Source organism: Pantoea sp. AG1095 (assembly GCF_003208415.1).
GTDB lineage: Bacteria > Pseudomonadota > Gammaproteobacteria > Enterobacterales > Enterobacteriaceae > Pantoea > Pantoea leporis.
The window spans coordinates 229,095-244,344 of record NZ_QKMJ01000002.1 but is presented as its reverse complement, the minus strand read 5'-3'; the positions used below and the strand labels follow the sequence as shown (position 1 = coordinate 244,344).

Sequence of the window (15,250 nt, the reverse complement as noted above, 5' to 3'; positions counted from 1 at the left end):
CAAATGGGCGGCGTCTTCTGACACCGCCCATTTTTTAGCATCCGCTTTACGCCTCTACCCTGCCCTTTCTGACGCGTTCCGCATACACCGCCAGCGTACTTTTCAGCACATCCAGCGTGACAGGCTTCGACAAACAGTTATCCATGCCCGCATCCATACAGCGCTGCTTCTCTTCCGCTAGCGCATTTGCCGTGACGCCAATCACCGGGAAAGTGTGTCCCAGCTGACGCAGACGTTGCGTCAGGCGATAACCATCCATGTTCGGCATGTTCACGTCGCTCAGCACGATATCGATATGGTTGCGACTCAGCACGTTCAGCGCATCAACGCCATCCTGCGCGGTTTTGGTTTGATAGCCGACGGTGCCGAGCTGTTCTGATAGCAGCATGCGGTTGATCGGATGGTCATCAACAATCAGCACGATAATATCTTCGAAAGTCGCGGCGGCTTTTGGCGCGGTTAACGGCAGCGGCGTGGCGGTTTGGCTATTAATGTTGATGCGGTAGATGCGGCCCAGCAGCTGCGGCAGATCGTGGAGCATCGCGCTGCTCTGAATCCATTGCCCCGGCGCGGTTTCGTGCGGCATATCGATGTGCTCACCACAGATACGAATATGTGCGCGTCCAGTTTGCGCGGCAGGCTCATCGTGATCGCTGATGATCACATCATCAGCCGCCGCCTGGCCGTGGTAATACGCTGCCTGAATACCCTGCTGTTGCAGCAGACGCAGCAGGAAGCTGGCGAGATACTCATTACGCATATCCAGCCAGATGGCTTTTTCCTGCAAGCCGTCGAGCAGCGGTGGCGCCGCCAGCTGACCGGAATAGATCGGAATACGCACGATAAACTGGCTGCCCATACCCGGTTCGGAATCGACTTCGATGTCGCCGTCCATCATGTTGATCAGCTTTTCGCAGATCGCCAACCCTAAGCCGGTGCCCTGGAAGTTACGCTGCACGCCAGAACCCACCTGGAAGAACGGATCGAACAGGCGCGTTACCTCTTTGGCCGGAATACCGACGCCGGTATCGCGTACGCGGAATGCCAGATAACCCTCTTTGACGTAAGCATGCAGGATGATGCAGCCGGTATGCGTGAATTTAATGGCGTTGTTCAGCAGGTTGGATATCACCTGCTGCAGACGCATGGCGTCGCCATCCATAATCAGGGGCACATCGTTTTCAATAAACACATACAGCGCCAGGCGCTTACGCACCACCAGCGAGAGATAGTTGCTGGCAATATGGTTGACCACTTCACGCGGCGAGAACGGATGCGGTTCAATTTTCAGCTGTTCGGATTCAATCTTCGAGAAGTCGAGGATGTCGCTGATGATCTTCAGCAGCAGGCTCGACGAGTTGTTCATCGCCGTCACCAGTGAATCGACGCCTTTCGGCAGCACTTTGGTTTGCAGCAGATCGAGGTTACCGATAATGCCGTACAGCGGCGTGCGCAGTTCATGGCTGACGGTGGCGAGGAACATTGATTTCGACTGGCTGGCTTGCTCGGCCGAGTGCGCCATCTCCTGCAGCGACTGCTCCATACGCACGCGCGCCGAAACATCCACCAGCACGCAAATCGCCACGTTTTCATTACGATAACGCGAATGTACAAAGCTGATTTGCAGGTTGGTGTTGCTGCCGGTCAGCACATCGACAAAGTTGACCTGCTGACCGCCAATGATTTCATTCAGACGCTGGCGATCTTCCTGCGTCAGCAGCGTCAGATAGTTATGCGCCAGTTCGTTACTCAGAATGTTGGTGCCGTCGCTGGTGCGCAGGATACAGATGCCGACCGGCGCCGAGGCGACAATCTTGCGGTTGAACTGCTCGTGCTCCTCCAGCCGATGCGCATTCTCCTCGGCCGGCAGGAACATGCGGCGCTCAAAAATCCACGCCAGCGTGAACAAAATCACCGCGGTTAAGATATTGAGTAGCAGCGCGTTGATCAGCATCAGCTTGAGCTGATCGGTTAACACGTCGGTGGAAAGCGACCACACCACATTGAGATTCGACGGCGGCAGCGGCTTTTTCAGCACCAGCTGGCGATAGCTGTCGAGATAGCCGAACCAGGTGCTGTTATCCGGCAGATCGTCGAGCGAGTAGCCCGGCCCGCCACGACGCGAACTGATCAGCGGACGGTAGTTTTCATCGGTGATGGTGGCCACCAGCGGCAAACCGCCCGGCTGAATAAACTCATCAAGGCGAATATTCTGCTCCACGCCCAGCAACGCCTGCAGCTTGTTCGCCACATATACCGGCATCACCATATAGAAGTTGCCGACGCCCGGCTGCGCGCTGCTGGTGATCCAATACATCGGCTGGCGGCGCTCTTCTTCATTGCCGTTGCGATAATGCAGCACGCGTTCGCGCAGCGCTTTCAGGCTACGTTCACGATCGACCGAATTGTTGCTGCCGATGGTGAAATCAGCCAGACACTGATTCTCTCCGCCGATGAAGAACACGCGGTTCAATTCATACGCCGAGGCAAAATTGCTTTTCCAGTAATTGATGTAGTAGCTGAGCGAGTCCAGCGAGTTACGCCAGGTATTGCTCATTGACGTGCAGTCGCCATCGGAAAATAGCGGCGTGAACTGCGGCAGCGCACCTTTGCCCGGCGGCAAACCGTTGAGCACATCCAGACCATTAGCGCTGCTGCTCAGGCGATTTTCGGTGATGTATTTCAGCTCGCGCATCACGTCCGCCGAATGGCGCACGTACCACTCAGCCTGACCATAATTGGCGGCAAACTCCTGACGCACCGCGTTCTCTTTCTCGTGCAGCACGTTGATGATGTAGAAAGTGGTCAGCAGCGCACCCAGCGCCCAGAGCAGCAACGCCAGCGCACGAAACAGATAGCGCGAAATTCGAAGCGTAGTGCGAAAGGAGACAAGATATTTCAAAAGAGGCTCACTGGCGGTAAGAGGTTATCAGGATGTTGAAAAGCTTCCATACACTAGCTTTATCGGCCCTAAAAAGCCAGCTAGCCCGCGCCTTTAGGGGAAAACTCAGATAAAAAAACGGCAGGCCAGTTTCCTGACCTGCCGCTTATTAAAGCCGTTACGAATTACTCTTCGTCGTCAGCTTCTGGTGCTTCGTCGTCGCTGTCCACTTCCGGCGCGATATCCTCCTCGCCTTCCGCTACGCTACCGTCGATGGCGTCGAGTTCTTCCTCTTCCACCGGCTCCGCAACGCGTTGCAGACCCACCACGTTTTCATCTTCCGCAGTACGGATCAGAATCACGCCCTGAGTATTACGGCCTACCACGCTGACTTCCGATACGCGAGTACGCACCAGCGTACCGGCATCGGTGATCATCATGATCTGATCGCCATCCACCACCTGTACCGCGCCGATAACCGGTCCGTTACGTTCGGTGACTTTAATCGAGATCACGCCCTGGGTCGCACGCGACTTGGTTGGATACTCGCTGTTGGCGGTACGTTTACCGTAACCGTTCTGCGTCACGGTGAGGATCGCGCCCTCTTCGCGTGGCACAATCAGCGACACCACTTTGTCGCTTTCAGCCAGCTTGATACCGCGAACGCCCGAAGCCGAACGGCCCATCGCACGTACCGCCGTTTCAGCAAAGCGCACCACTTTACCGGCGGCAGAGAACAGCATCGCTTCGTCGCTACCGTTGGTCAGCGCCACGCCAATCAGCTCGTCATCCTCACGCAGGTTGATGGCGATGATGCCCGCGCTACGCGGACGGCTGAACTCCTGCAGCGCGGTTTTCTTCACGGTACCGCTCGCAGTAGCCATGAAGATGTTGAAGCCTTCGGTGTATTCACGCACCGGCAGAATGGCGGTGATACGTTCGTTGGCTTCCAGCGGCAACAGGTTGACGATTGGACGACCGCGCGCACCACGGCTGGCTTCCGGCAGCTGATAGACCTTCATCCAGTAGAGACGGCCGCGGCTGGAGAAGCACAGAATGGTGTCGTGGGTGTTGGCCACCAGCAGACGATCGATAAAGTCTTCTTCTTTAATACGTGCGGCGGATTTGCCTTTACCACCGCGGCGCTGGGCTTCATAGTCGGTCAGCGGTTGGTATTTGACATAACCCTGATGCGACAGCGTCACCACAACGTCTTCCTGATTGATCAGGTCTTCGATGTTGATGTCTGCACTGTTCGCGGTAATTTCAGTACGACGTGCGTCGCCGAACTGATCGCGCATCAGCTCCAGCTCTTCACGGATTACTTCCATCAGGCGCTCAGCGCTTTGCAGGATGTGCAGCAGCTCAGCAATCTGATCCAGCAGCTCTTTGTATTCGTCGAGCAGTTTTTCATGCTCGAGGCCGGTCAGTTTCTGCAGACGCAGATCCAGAATCGCCTGCGCTTGCTGTTCAGTCAGATAATATTGACCATCGCGAATACCGAACTCGGCTTCCAGCCATTCCGGACGTGCAGCGTCATTACCGGCACGTTCCAGCATCGCGGCAACGTTACCCAGATCCCACGACTGCGCCAGCAGGCCCAGTTTCGCTTCGGCTGGCGTTGGTGCACGACGAATCAGTTCGATGATCGGGTCGATGTTAGCCAACGCAATCGCCAGGCCTTCAAGGATGTGGGCACGATCGCGCGCTTTACGCAGTTCGAAAATGGTACGACGCGTAACCACTTCACGACGGTGACGCACGAAGGCTTCGATGATGCCTTTCAGCGTCATGATCTTCGGCTGGCCCTGATGCAGCGCCACCATGTTGATGCCGAAAGAGACCTGCAGCTGTGTCAGCGAGTAGAGGTTGTTGAGAACCACTTCACCCACCGCATCGCGTTTGATCTCAATGACAACACGCATGCCGTCTTTATCAGATTCGTCACGTAGTGCGCTGATGCCTTCCACGCGCTTCTCTTTCACCAGCTCGGCGATCTTCTCGATCAGACGCGCTTTGTTCACCTGATACGGCAGTTCGTGCACGATGATGGTTTCACGGCCGGTCTTGGCATCGGTTTCCACTTCGCCACGTGCGCGAATGTAAATCTTACCGCGCCCGGTGCGATAGGCTTCTTCAATACCACGACGACCATTGATGAAGGCCGCCGTCGGGAAGTCTGGCCCGGTGATGTGTTCCATCAGGCCTTCAACGGTGATGTCTTCATCTTCGATAAACGCCAGACAGCCGTTGATCACTTCCGTCAGGTTGTGCGGTGGAATGTTGGTTGCCATACCAACGGCGATACCGGAAGAACCGTTTACCAGCAGGTTAGGAATTTTAGTTGGCAGGACTTCAGGGATCTGCTCGGTGCCGTCATAGTTCGGCACGAAATCGACGGTTTCCTTTTCCAGGTCAGCCAGCAGCTCCGAAGAGATCTTTGCCATGCGGACTTCGGTATAACGCATCGCTGCGGCGGAGTCGCCGTCGACCGAACCAAAGTTACCCTGACCGTCAACCAGCATGTAGCGCAGGGAGAATGGCTGGGCCATACGCACGATACTTTCGTATACCGCGGAATCGCCGTGCGGGTGATATTTACCGATGACGTCACCGACCACACGGGCGGATTTTTTATAGGGTTTATTCCAGTCGTTGCCCAGTTCGCTCATGGCAAAAAGCACACGGCGGTGTACCGGCTTCAGACCATCACGCACATCGGGTAAGGCTCGGCCAACAATGACCGACATGGCGTAATCGAGGTAGGAGTTTTTCAACTCTTCTTCGATATTGACCGGTGTAATTTCTCTCGCAAGGTCGCTCATGGAGCCGCTATCCCTCTACATAATCCCGGATTTAAAGGTGCGAAAGTATATCACATTGCTTCCCTTCGGTGAACGTTAACCAGGCCTTAATCCCGCTTTTCCTTGAGCGTGAGAGATGCGTTCGCGTGAGTTAAGCGTTTATACTGAGGGAATATTTTGTCTGGAGTGATGATTCAATGAGTGAACAACCGCAGGAAAGCCGCCAGAACGTCGACCACGCCGAGATCGCCAAGTTTGAGGCCGTGGCATCCCGCTGGTGGGATTTAGAGGGTGAATTTAAGCCGTTGCACCGTATTAACCCCCTGCGACTTGGCTGGATAGCGCAGCATAGTAATGGCCTGTTCGGCAAGAAAGTGCTCGATGTCGGCTGCGGCGGCGGCATTCTGGCGGAGAGCATGGCGCGTGAAGGCGCTGAGGTTACCGGCCTGGATATGGGCGCTGAGCCGCTGGAAGTGGCGCGTCTGCATGCGCTTGAGAGCGGCGTTAGCGTTAACTACGTGCAGCAAACCGTGGAAGATCACGCCGCAAGTCACCCCGGGCATTATGATGTGGTGACCTGCATGGAGATGCTGGAGCATGTGCCGGATCCGCGCTCGGTAGTCTTAGCCTGCGCGCAGCTGGTGAAGCCCGGCGGCGAAGTGTTTTTCTCCACCATCAACCGCAATCCAAAAGCCTGGCTGCTGGCGGTATTTGGTGCCGAGTATGTGCTGCGCATGGTGCCGCGCGGGACGCACGACGTGAAGAAATTCATCCGTCCCGCCGAGTTGCTGAACTGGGTGGATGAAACGCCGCTGCGTGAAAGAAATATGATTGGCCTGCACTACAATCCGCTGACCAACCAGTTCCGTCTGGGTCGCGGTGTCGATGTGAACTATATGATTCATACGCATCGTCAGGAGTGATGTCATCCTTTGCCAGAGGCGCTGGCGCGTCTGCTGCGACAAAAGGGCTCTTCGCAGCGCTGAGGCTTTTACGTTGGGTCAGGAGCCTCACGCAGGGATGCGTGAGGCAGTTCGGGGCCGGCCAGGATGGCCGATCCGCGAACGGTCCGTTGGCACGACGTGGAGGCCGAAGGCACCGCGCTAGCGGCGCGAGGACGGCCCGTGACGCAGCAGAGGTGTCAGAGCCCGCACCAGATTTCAAGCAAAATGCTTTCTTAACTAACAAGCATTACCTCTTTCATGGCGACCTCTTATCCCCTAATTTTGGCCCTATCCAGATCAATTTCCTTTTAGACGCGTACCAGCCTTTTTTATAGGCTAAGCAAGTCACAAAAAATTCATAAGCACTTTTAGATAAGTTCGCTGCTGGCGGCCTTGTCGGGGCTTTTTTTGTCTAAGAAAATTCCTGAAGCGCGGTGGTTGAGCAAGAAACACGCGTCCGATCATAAAGTGAAAAAAAAGTGCTGAGCGGTTGACACTAAGTGCAGGCCTTGCGGCATGCGGATCCAGGATTTTAGCCAGCCGGTAATGACGATTTTTTAGTGAAAATCAACTCTTGTTAAGAAGAGATTGCTGACTAGAATACTCACCATATTGTTGTTCAAACTTCCCGCACCCCCTATATATAGTGTTTATCCACAGGCTTACTCACAACGAGCGGCTTGTGCATAAACCTTGTGCATACATGGGGGATAAATACGTCATTCATGCATGGACAGGTAAAAACGCGACATGAACCAAAGTCTGCTCGTTACTAAACGCGATGGCCGCCAGGAGCGCATTGATCTCGACAAAATTCATCGTGTACTGGATTGGGCAGCCGAAGGGCTGAACAATGTTTCAGTTTCACAGGTTGAACTGCGCTCACACATTCAGTTTTACGATGGCATCAGAACCTCTGATATTCATGAGACCATCATCAAGGCTGCCGCAGACCTGATCTCTCGTGATGCGCCAGATTACCAATACCTGGCTGCGCGTCTGGCTATCTTCCACCTGCGTAAAAAAGCCTACGGCCAGTTTGAGCCGCCGAAGCTGTACGATCAGGTAGTGAAAATGGTTGAGATGGGCAAATACGACCGCCATCTGCTGGAAGATTACAGCACCGAAGAGTTCGAGCAGATGGACGCGTTTATCGACCATTGGCGCGACATGAATTTCTCCTACGCAGCGGTTAAGCAGCTGGAAGGGAAATATCTGGTGCAGAACCGCGTCAGCGGCGAAATCTACGAAAGCGCCCAGTTCCTCTACATTCTGGTGGCGGCATGCCTGTTCTCTGGCTATCCGCGCGAAACCCGTATGGATTACGTGAAGCGTTTCTACGATGCGATCTCAACCTTCAAAATCTCGCTGCCAACGCCAATCATGTCCGGCGTGCGTACCCCAACGCGTCAGTTCAGCTCTTGCGTACTGATTGAGTGCGGCGACAGCCTCGACTCTATCAACGCCACCTCTAGCGCCATTGTGAAATACGTTTCGCAGCGCGCCGGTATCGGCATCAACGCCGGCCGCATTCGTGCGCTGGGTAGCCCGATTCGCGGTGGCGAAGCGTTCCACACCGGTTGTATTCCGTTCTATAAACATTTCCAGACTGCCGTGAAGTCCTGCTCACAAGGCGGCGTACGTGGCGGCGCAGCGACGCTGTTCTACCCAATGTGGCATCTGGAAGTTGAAAGCCTGCTGGTGCTGAAAAACAACCGCGGTGTTGAAGGCAACCGCGTGCGTCACATGGATTACGGCGTACAGATCAACAAACTGATGTACACCCGCCTGCTGAAAGGTGAAGACATCACGCTGTTCAGCCCGTCTGACGTGCCTGGCCTGTACGATGCGTTCTTCGCCGATCAGGACGAGTTCGAGCGTCTGTACACCAAATACGAGAAAGACGACAGCATCCGCAAACAGCGCGTGAAAGCCGTTGAGCTGTTCTCACTGATGATGCAGGAGCGTGCGTCAACTGGCCGTATCTACATTCAGAACGTCGATCACTGCAACACGCACAGCCCGTTCGATCCAAGCATCGCGCCAGTTCGTCAGTCGAATCTGTGCCTCGAGATCGCACTGCCGACCAAACCGCTGAACGACGTCAATGACGAAAGCGGCGAAATCGCCCTGTGTACGCTGTCTGCCTTTAACCTGGGCGCGATTAACAGCCTTGACGATCTGGAAGAGCTGGCCACCCTTGCGGTGCGTGCGCTTGATGCACTGCTGGATTATCAGGATTACCCTATTCCGGCAGCACAACGCGGCGCCATGGGCCGTCGTACGCTGGGTATTGGCGTGATCAACTACGCGTATTACCTGGCGAAAAACGGCGTGCGTTACTCTGATGGCAGCGCCAACAATCTGACGCACAAAACTTTCGAAGCCATTCAGTACTACTTGCTGAAAGCCTCGAACGAATTGGCGAAAGAGCAAGGTGCGTGCCCGTGGTTTAAAGAGACCACTTACTCGCAGGGCATTCTGCCGATCGATACCTATAAAAAGGATCTCGACGCAGTGTGCAACGAGCCGCTGCATTTGGATTGGGAAGGCCTGCGTGAGTCCATCACCACGCACGGTCTGCGCAACTCAACGCTCTCTGCGCTGATGCCGTCTGAAACCTCTTCGCAGATTTCGAACGCCACCAACGGTATTGAGCCGCCGCGCGGACACATCAGCATCAAAGCATCGAAAGACGGCATTCTGCGTCAGGTGGTGCCAGAGTATGAGCGTCTGAAAGATCAGTATGAACTGCTGTGGGAAATGCCGTCCAACGACGGTTATCTGCAGCTGGTTGGCGTGATGCAGAAGTTCATCGATCAGGCGATTTCGTCGAACACCAACTACGATCCGAGCCGCTTTGCGAATGGCAAAGTGCCGATGAAACAGCTGCTGAAAGACCTGCTGACCGCGTACAAGTTCGGCGTGAAAACCCTGTACTATCAAAACACCCGCGACGGTGCGGAAGATGCACAGGACGATCTGGCACCTTCCATTCAGGATGATGGCTGCGAAAGCGGCGCATGTAAGATCTAATCTCATCTTGTCAGGGCCGACATTGGTCGGCCCTCTTCACATTTGGACTCAAAATGGCTTACACCACATTCTCGCAGAACAAAAATGATCAGCTAAAAGAGCCGATGTTCTTTGGCCAGTCCGTCAACGTTGCCCGTTTCGATCAGCAGAAATATGACATCTTTGAAAAGCTGATTGAGAAGCAGCTCTCCTTCTTCTGGCGTCCGGAAGAAGTGGACGTCTCGCGCGATCGCATCGATTACCAGGCGCTGCCGGAGCATGAAAAGCACATCTTCATCAGCAACCTGAAGTATCAAACGCTGCTGGACTCGATTCAGGGTCGTAGCCCGAACGTGGCGCTGCTGCCGCTGATTTCCATCCCTGAGCTGGAAACCTGGATTGAAACCTGGGCGTTCTCCGAGACCATTCACTCGCGCTCCTACACGCACATCATCCGTAACATCGTTAACGATCCGGCGGTGGTGTTTGACGATATCGTCACCAACGAGCAGATTCTGGCGCGCGCCGAAGATATCTCGAAGTACTACGATGACCTGATCGAGATGACCAGTTACTGGCATCTGCTGGGTGAAGGTACGCATCAGGTCAACGGTAAAACCGTTACCGTTAACCTGCGCGATCTTAAAAAGCAGCTCTATATCTGCCTGATGAGCGTCAACGCGCTGGAAGCCATTCGCTTCTACGTTAGCTTCGCCTGTTCATTTGCTTTCGCCGAGCGCGAGCTGATGGAAGGCAACGCCAAAATCATCAAGCTGATTGCACGCGATGAAGCGCTGCATCTGACCGGCACCCAGCATATGCTGAACCTGCTGCGCACCGGTGAAGACGATCCAGAGATGAAAGCCATCGCCGCGGAGTGTCGTGATGAATGCTTCGATCTGTTCAAGAAAGCAGCCGAGCAGGAAAAAGAGTGGGCAGAATACCTGTTCAGCGGCGGTTCGATGATTGGCCTGAACAAAGACATTTTGTGCCAGTATATCGAGTACATCACCAACATCCGTATGCAGGCGGTGGGTCTTGATCTGCCGTTCCAGACGCGTTCCAACCCCATTCCATGGATCAACTCGTGGCTGGTGTCGGACAATGTGCAGGTTGCACCGCAGGAAGTTGAAGTGAGCTCGTATTTGGTCGGTCAGATTGATTCTGAAGTGGGCGAAGACGATTTCGACGGCTTCCAGCTGTAAGCATGAGCCGCTCTGTTGTTATTCTGCGTAGCTCCGGCTCCCGGCTGGAGTGCGCAGAAGATCACCCTAATCTGCTGGCGACGCTGGAAGCCAATAATCTGTGCGTTGAGTTTCAGTGTCGCGAAGGCTACTGCGGCTCTTGCCGCATGCGTTTGCTGAAAGGCGAAGTGGATTATGCCGAAACCCCGTTGGCGTTTGTGCAGCAAGGCGAGATTTTGCCGTGCTGCTGTCGCGCCAAAGGGGAGATTGAGATCGAGCTGTGATTGACCAGGCCGCCATTTATGGCGACCTGGTGATCAATCAGCTTTTCACCGTTTCCAGCACATCAATCCAACCGTGACCGGTGCTGACTTCACTGCCGTGTAGCCAGCGACGCAACATGTTCATCGCCATCATCGCCACCACTTTCTGCCGCGTTTCCACGTTATGACGTCCATGAGTGAACTTTACGCGTTGGCCCCAGCTGGCTTCCGGCGTATGCAATGCAATCGATACTTCGCCTTCTACTAAATTTCCCACCGACAACGCCAGCGCCACGCCCTGCTGTTTCGCCCAGTCACGCGTGCGCGCAACCTGCGCTTCCAGATCTTCATCCTGCGGCGGCAGAATCTCTGCTTTGCTGAGCGCCACGTCCGCTGCGGCCAGCTGCCAGTTAAGTAAGCCGGCGGTGAACTGCTCGCTCAGCGCCAAATGGAAGCCACGCTGCTGCAACTCGCGCGCCAGCAGCGCCGGTAAACCTTCGGTGCCCTCAAAGATGGTGCATTCAGCCAGCAACAGTTTTACCTGCTGCCACACTTGCTCCATTGCCACGCGCTGGCTGGCGGGCCCGGTGAGTTTGATTTCAATAATCGGCATCGATGAGCGATAGCCCATCACCACGCCTTCCGGCAGCGGGAGCGGCTCCAGCTCGGCGGCAATGTCACTTTCCCCACGTCCAAAGGTGGTGAGGCGCAAACACAATGGTGGCTCAGGCAGTTCAAAGCGTGCTTTGAGGCGCGGGATAATCTCCTGCTCAACCATCACTTTAAATTCCGACGGCACGCCAGGGGTGAAGAAAATCCAGCAGCGATTGAGCTGCAGCGCGAAGCCGCATGCGGTGCCGACCGGATTATCCAGCATCTCAGCAATGGCAGGGATTTCTGCCTGCTTGCGGTTGCTCGGCGCCATCACACGTCCGCGGCTGGTGAACCAGGCTTCCATTTTTTCCAGCCAGGTTTGCTGGATAACTAACTCGCTGCCGCTGGCAATGGCTGCGGCCTGCGCGCTGAGATCGTCACTGGTCGGTCCTAAACCGCCATTCACGATTAGCACGTCAGCAATCTGGCTGCGGCTCTGCAGCGCCTCCACCAGCGAGGTCATTGCATCACCAACGGTGCTACGGCTGGTCATCGGCAAACCGTGCTGGAACAGCACATTGGCCAGCCACGCGGCGTTGGTATCGACAATCTGCCCATGTAACACTTCATCGCCCGTTGAGAGCATTTCTACACGTATCACGTTGCGTTCTCCTTTTCCCTGTCGCTTTACTGTAGGAAGCGCGCAGGCGAAACACAATCGCGGATGATGCGAAACAGGGATTTAACGGGAAAAGCGGCGAGGAAATCAGGAAGCGGGCGCGAAGCGTGTCGCGCCCGTTGGAACTTAACGTCGAGCCAGCAGTAAACCGACAAACAGGCCAGCGGCGGCACCAATGCCAATCCCCTGCCACGGTTTTTCATGCACATAATCATCGGCGCGATAGGCCGCATTCTTGGCACGATAGTAATAGCTGTCTGACGCCTGGCTAACGCGCGATTTCACGTCTTCCAACGCTTGTTCAGCTTTGAGTTTCAGCTCGATATATTTCTGATCGGCCGGATCGCCTGATGCGCGTAACACTTCTTCCAGCGTTTCCGTTAGCAGCGCCAGGTCGTCGTCAAGGTGCGTTTCAAATTGATCTGAAGATGACACTATGTAGTTCCTCCATGTTCCTTGCTCGTTGTGGTTTAACTATAGTCATAAATTGCAGATTTGCTGGGTGGCGATTGCAAGGTTTTCACCGAGTTTCATCCACCGCAGTGCAAAGTTGTGTCATGTACGCTGCCGCTACGCGAATTCTGCTTCGCTTATTTGATTAATCTGATAAATTTTCCGCAGACTGAATTATTTATTTTCACGACTGTCGTAACCCCCTGTAGTCAGACGCTTCTCGTCTTACGAGAGTCAAAATACACCCGAGCAGCTAAGGATTAGATTTCCGGCATGAATCGTAGAAAATTTATGAAAGCGTCCATGGCCCTCTCCGCTGTTAGCGGCATGACGGGTCTCTCCACGCTGTTTGCACAATCCGCTTGGGCCGATGATGGTATCGCCGACGGTACCGCGGTTCGCTTCGATTTCGACTCACTGAAAAAGAAAGCCTCCGCGCTGGCAAAACAGCCCTGGGGCGGCGCCCCCGGCCCCTTGCCCGACACCCTGGCCAATCTCACTCCGCAGGCCTATAACGAAATTCAGTACGACGCCAACCACTCGCTGTGGAATAACATCCCCGACCGTCAGCTGGACGTGCAATTCTTCCACGTCGGCATGGGCTTCAAGCGCCGCATCCGCATGTTCTCGGTCGATGCCCAGAGCCGTGAAGCGCGTGAGATCCACTTCCGTCCGGAGCTGTTCAATTATCACAACGCCAACGTTGATACCAGGCAGCTGGTCGGTAAAACCGATCTCGGCTTTGCCGGTTTCCGTGCGTTTAAGAAGCCTGAACTGGCGCGCCGCGATATCGTCTCTTTCCTTGGCGCCAGCTATTTCCGAGCGGTTGATGAAACCTTCCAGTATGGCCTCTCCGCGCGCGGCGTGGCAGTCAACACCTTCAGCAACGGCAAAGAAGAGTTCCCGGACTTCACCGCGTTCTGGTTCGAAACACCAAAAGCGGATGACACTACTTTCGTGGTCTACGCCCTGCTGGATGGCGCGAGCGTCACCGGTGCCTACAAGTTCACCATTCACTGCGAGGAGAAACGCGTCGTGATGGAGGTGGAAAACCACCTGTTTGCGCGTAACGACATTCGCCAGCTTGGCATTGCGCCAATGACCAGCATGTTCAGTTGTGGCACCAACGAGCGTCGCATGTGTAACACTTACCATCCACAAATCCATGACTCCGATCGTCTGGCGATGTGGACCGGTGAAGGCGAATGGATTGCACGTCCGCTGAACAACCCTCAGCGTTTGCAGTTCAACGCCTATCAGGACGAAAACCCGCGTGGTTTTGGCCTGTTGCAGCTCGATCATGACTTCAAAAATTATCAGGATGTGATTGGCTGGTACGACAAACGTCCAAGCCTGTGGGTAGAACCGATTGGTAAATGGGGCAAAGGCGCCATTAACGTGATGGAGATTCCTACCACCGGGGAAACGCTGGATAACGTGGTGTGCTTCTGGCAGCCGTCAGAACCGGTAAAAGCCGGTAGCGAGTTCAGCTTCCAGTACAAACTCTACTGGAGCCAGTTGCCACCAGTGCGCAGTGGTTTGGCGCGTGTCGATGCCACGCGCACCGGTATCGGCGGCTTCCCGGAAGGTTGGGCGCCAGGCGAACACTTCCCGGATACCTGGTCACGTCGCTTTGCCATTGATTTTGTTGGTGGCGATCTGAAAGCCGCAGCGCCGAAAGGTATTGAGCCGGTGATTACCGTTTCAGAAGGCACATTCAAGCAGGTTGAGATTCTCTACGTCGAGCCACTCAACGGTTACCGCATTCTGTTTGACTGGTATCCAAACAGCGACTCGACCAAACCGGTTGATATGCGCCTGTTCCTGCGTACCAAAGATGAAACGCTGAGTGAAACCTGGCTCTATCAGTACCTCCCGCCGCCGCCAGATCAACGTAAATACGTTGATGACCGGCAGATGACGCCAGGCTGATGATTAACCGCGAGGAGCAATCCTCGCCGTTATGCTTTCTGCATGCCGATGTGGGGAATCTCATCTTCCATATACACTTCGGTCACCGGTTCAAAGCCCAGACGACCGTAGAAACCTTCCAGATGTGCCTGCGCAGAGAGATAAATAGCGCGCTGCGACCAATACTTTTCACAGCTCTCCAGCGCCTTCTCCATCAAGCGATAGCCCAGCTTCAAGCCGCGTGCTTCTTCAGAAACAATCACACGACCAATCATTACCGGCGCAGAGTCTAGCGCTGGCGTTAACACGCGCGCATAGGCCAGCAGCTTACCGTCGAGAAATCCGAGAATGTGGCGGTTTTCGGCAGCTAAATCCTGGCCATCAATATCCTGATATGGACAGTTTTGTTCCACGATGAAGACATGATTGCGCAGTGCCAGCAAAGTGTAGAGTTGTTGCGTTGTCAGTTCACTGTGGTGGCAATCAAGCCAAAGCATTTCCATGGTGCTTCCTTGTCTGAGC

10 protein-coding genes are annotated in these 15,250 nt (G+C 54.8%); 5 read left to right on the top strand and 5 right to left on the bottom strand.

Going from position 1 to position 15,250, the window contains the following annotated elements; all coding sequences use genetic code 11:
* Nucleotides 1-46 precede the first annotated feature (46 nt).
* Both rcsC and gyrA read right to left on the bottom strand, forming a co-directional pair.
* Nucleotides 47-2,902: a two-component system sensor histidine kinase RcsC gene (gene rcsC, locus DEU53_RS07755; protein WP_101763669.1), complete on the bottom strand. Its 2,856-nt coding sequence runs from the start codon at nucleotides 2,900-2,902 to the stop codon at nucleotides 47-49.
* 164 nt (nucleotides 2,903-3,066) lie between these two features.
* The gene (gene gyrA, locus DEU53_RS07750) at nucleotides 3,067-5,706 is read right to left on the bottom strand and encodes a DNA topoisomerase (ATP-hydrolyzing) subunit A (protein ID WP_110866580.1); all 2,640 of its coding nucleotides are present in this window, start codon (nucleotides 5,704-5,706) and stop codon (nucleotides 3,067-3,069) included.
* A gap of 176 nt (nucleotides 5,707-5,882) precedes the next feature.
* Between gyrA and ubiG the strand changes: the two genes are divergently transcribed.
* From ubiG to yfaE, 4 genes are all read left to right on the top strand, one after another.
* Nucleotides 5,883-6,608 (top strand): bifunctional 2-polyprenyl-6-hydroxyphenol methylase/3-demethylubiquinol 3-O-methyltransferase UbiG, encoded by a 726-nt coding sequence (gene ubiG / locus DEU53_RS07745; protein ID WP_110866579.1) that lies wholly within the window; start codon nucleotides 5,883-5,885, stop codon nucleotides 6,606-6,608.
* A 771-nt stretch (nucleotides 6,609-7,379) separates the two neighbouring features.
* Nucleotides 7,380-9,665: a class 1a ribonucleoside-diphosphate reductase subunit alpha gene (nrdA, locus tag DEU53_RS07735; protein WP_110866577.1), complete on the top strand. Its 2,286-nt coding sequence runs from the start codon at nucleotides 7,380-7,382 to the stop codon at nucleotides 9,663-9,665.
* A 53-nt stretch (nucleotides 9,666-9,718) separates the two neighbouring features.
* Complete coding sequence (gene nrdB, locus DEU53_RS07730; RefSeq protein WP_101763665.1) at nucleotides 9,719-10,849, top strand: class Ia ribonucleoside-diphosphate reductase subunit beta; 1,131 nt, start codon at nucleotides 9,719-9,721, stop codon at nucleotides 10,847-10,849.
* A 2-nt stretch (nucleotides 10,850-10,851) separates the two neighbouring features.
* Nucleotides 10,852-11,112 carry a class I ribonucleotide reductase maintenance protein YfaE gene (gene yfaE, locus DEU53_RS07725; RefSeq protein ID WP_061717835.1) on the top strand — a complete coding sequence of 87 codons (261 nt, stop codon included), beginning with the start codon at nucleotides 10,852-10,854 and terminating at the stop codon, nucleotides 11,110-11,112.
* A 37-nt stretch (nucleotides 11,113-11,149) separates the two neighbouring features.
* Here the strand turns inward: yfaE and DEU53_RS07720 are convergent, their stop codons facing one another.
* Together DEU53_RS07720 and elaB are read right to left on the bottom strand one after the other, a co-directional pair.
* Entirely contained in the window at nucleotides 11,150-12,346 is a 1,197-nt protein-coding gene (locus tag DEU53_RS07720; RefSeq protein WP_110866576.1) for a nicotinamide mononucleotide deamidase-related protein YfaY, read from the bottom strand.
* A gap of 144 nt (nucleotides 12,347-12,490) precedes the next feature.
* Nucleotides 12,491-12,799 carry a stress response protein ElaB gene (gene elaB / locus DEU53_RS07715; protein WP_008105125.1) on the bottom strand — a complete coding sequence of 103 codons (309 nt, stop codon included), beginning with the start codon at nucleotides 12,797-12,799 and terminating at the stop codon, nucleotides 12,491-12,493.
* Nucleotides 12,800-13,090: 291 nt separating this feature from the next.
* Here elaB and DEU53_RS07710 point away from each other — a divergent pair, with 291 nt between their 5' ends.
* Nucleotides 13,091-14,749 (top strand): glucan biosynthesis protein D, encoded by a 1,659-nt coding sequence (locus DEU53_RS07710; protein ID WP_110866575.1) that lies wholly within the window; start codon nucleotides 13,091-13,093, stop codon nucleotides 14,747-14,749.
* Nucleotides 14,750-14,778: 29 nt separating this feature from the next.
* Here DEU53_RS07710 and DEU53_RS07705 read toward each other — a convergent pair whose 3' ends face one another.
* Nucleotides 14,779-15,231 carry a GNAT family N-acetyltransferase gene (locus DEU53_RS07705; RefSeq protein ID WP_110866574.1) on the bottom strand — a complete coding sequence of 151 codons (453 nt, stop codon included), beginning with the start codon at nucleotides 15,229-15,231 and terminating at the stop codon, nucleotides 14,779-14,781.
* Nucleotides 15,232-15,250: the final 19 nt, after the last annotated feature.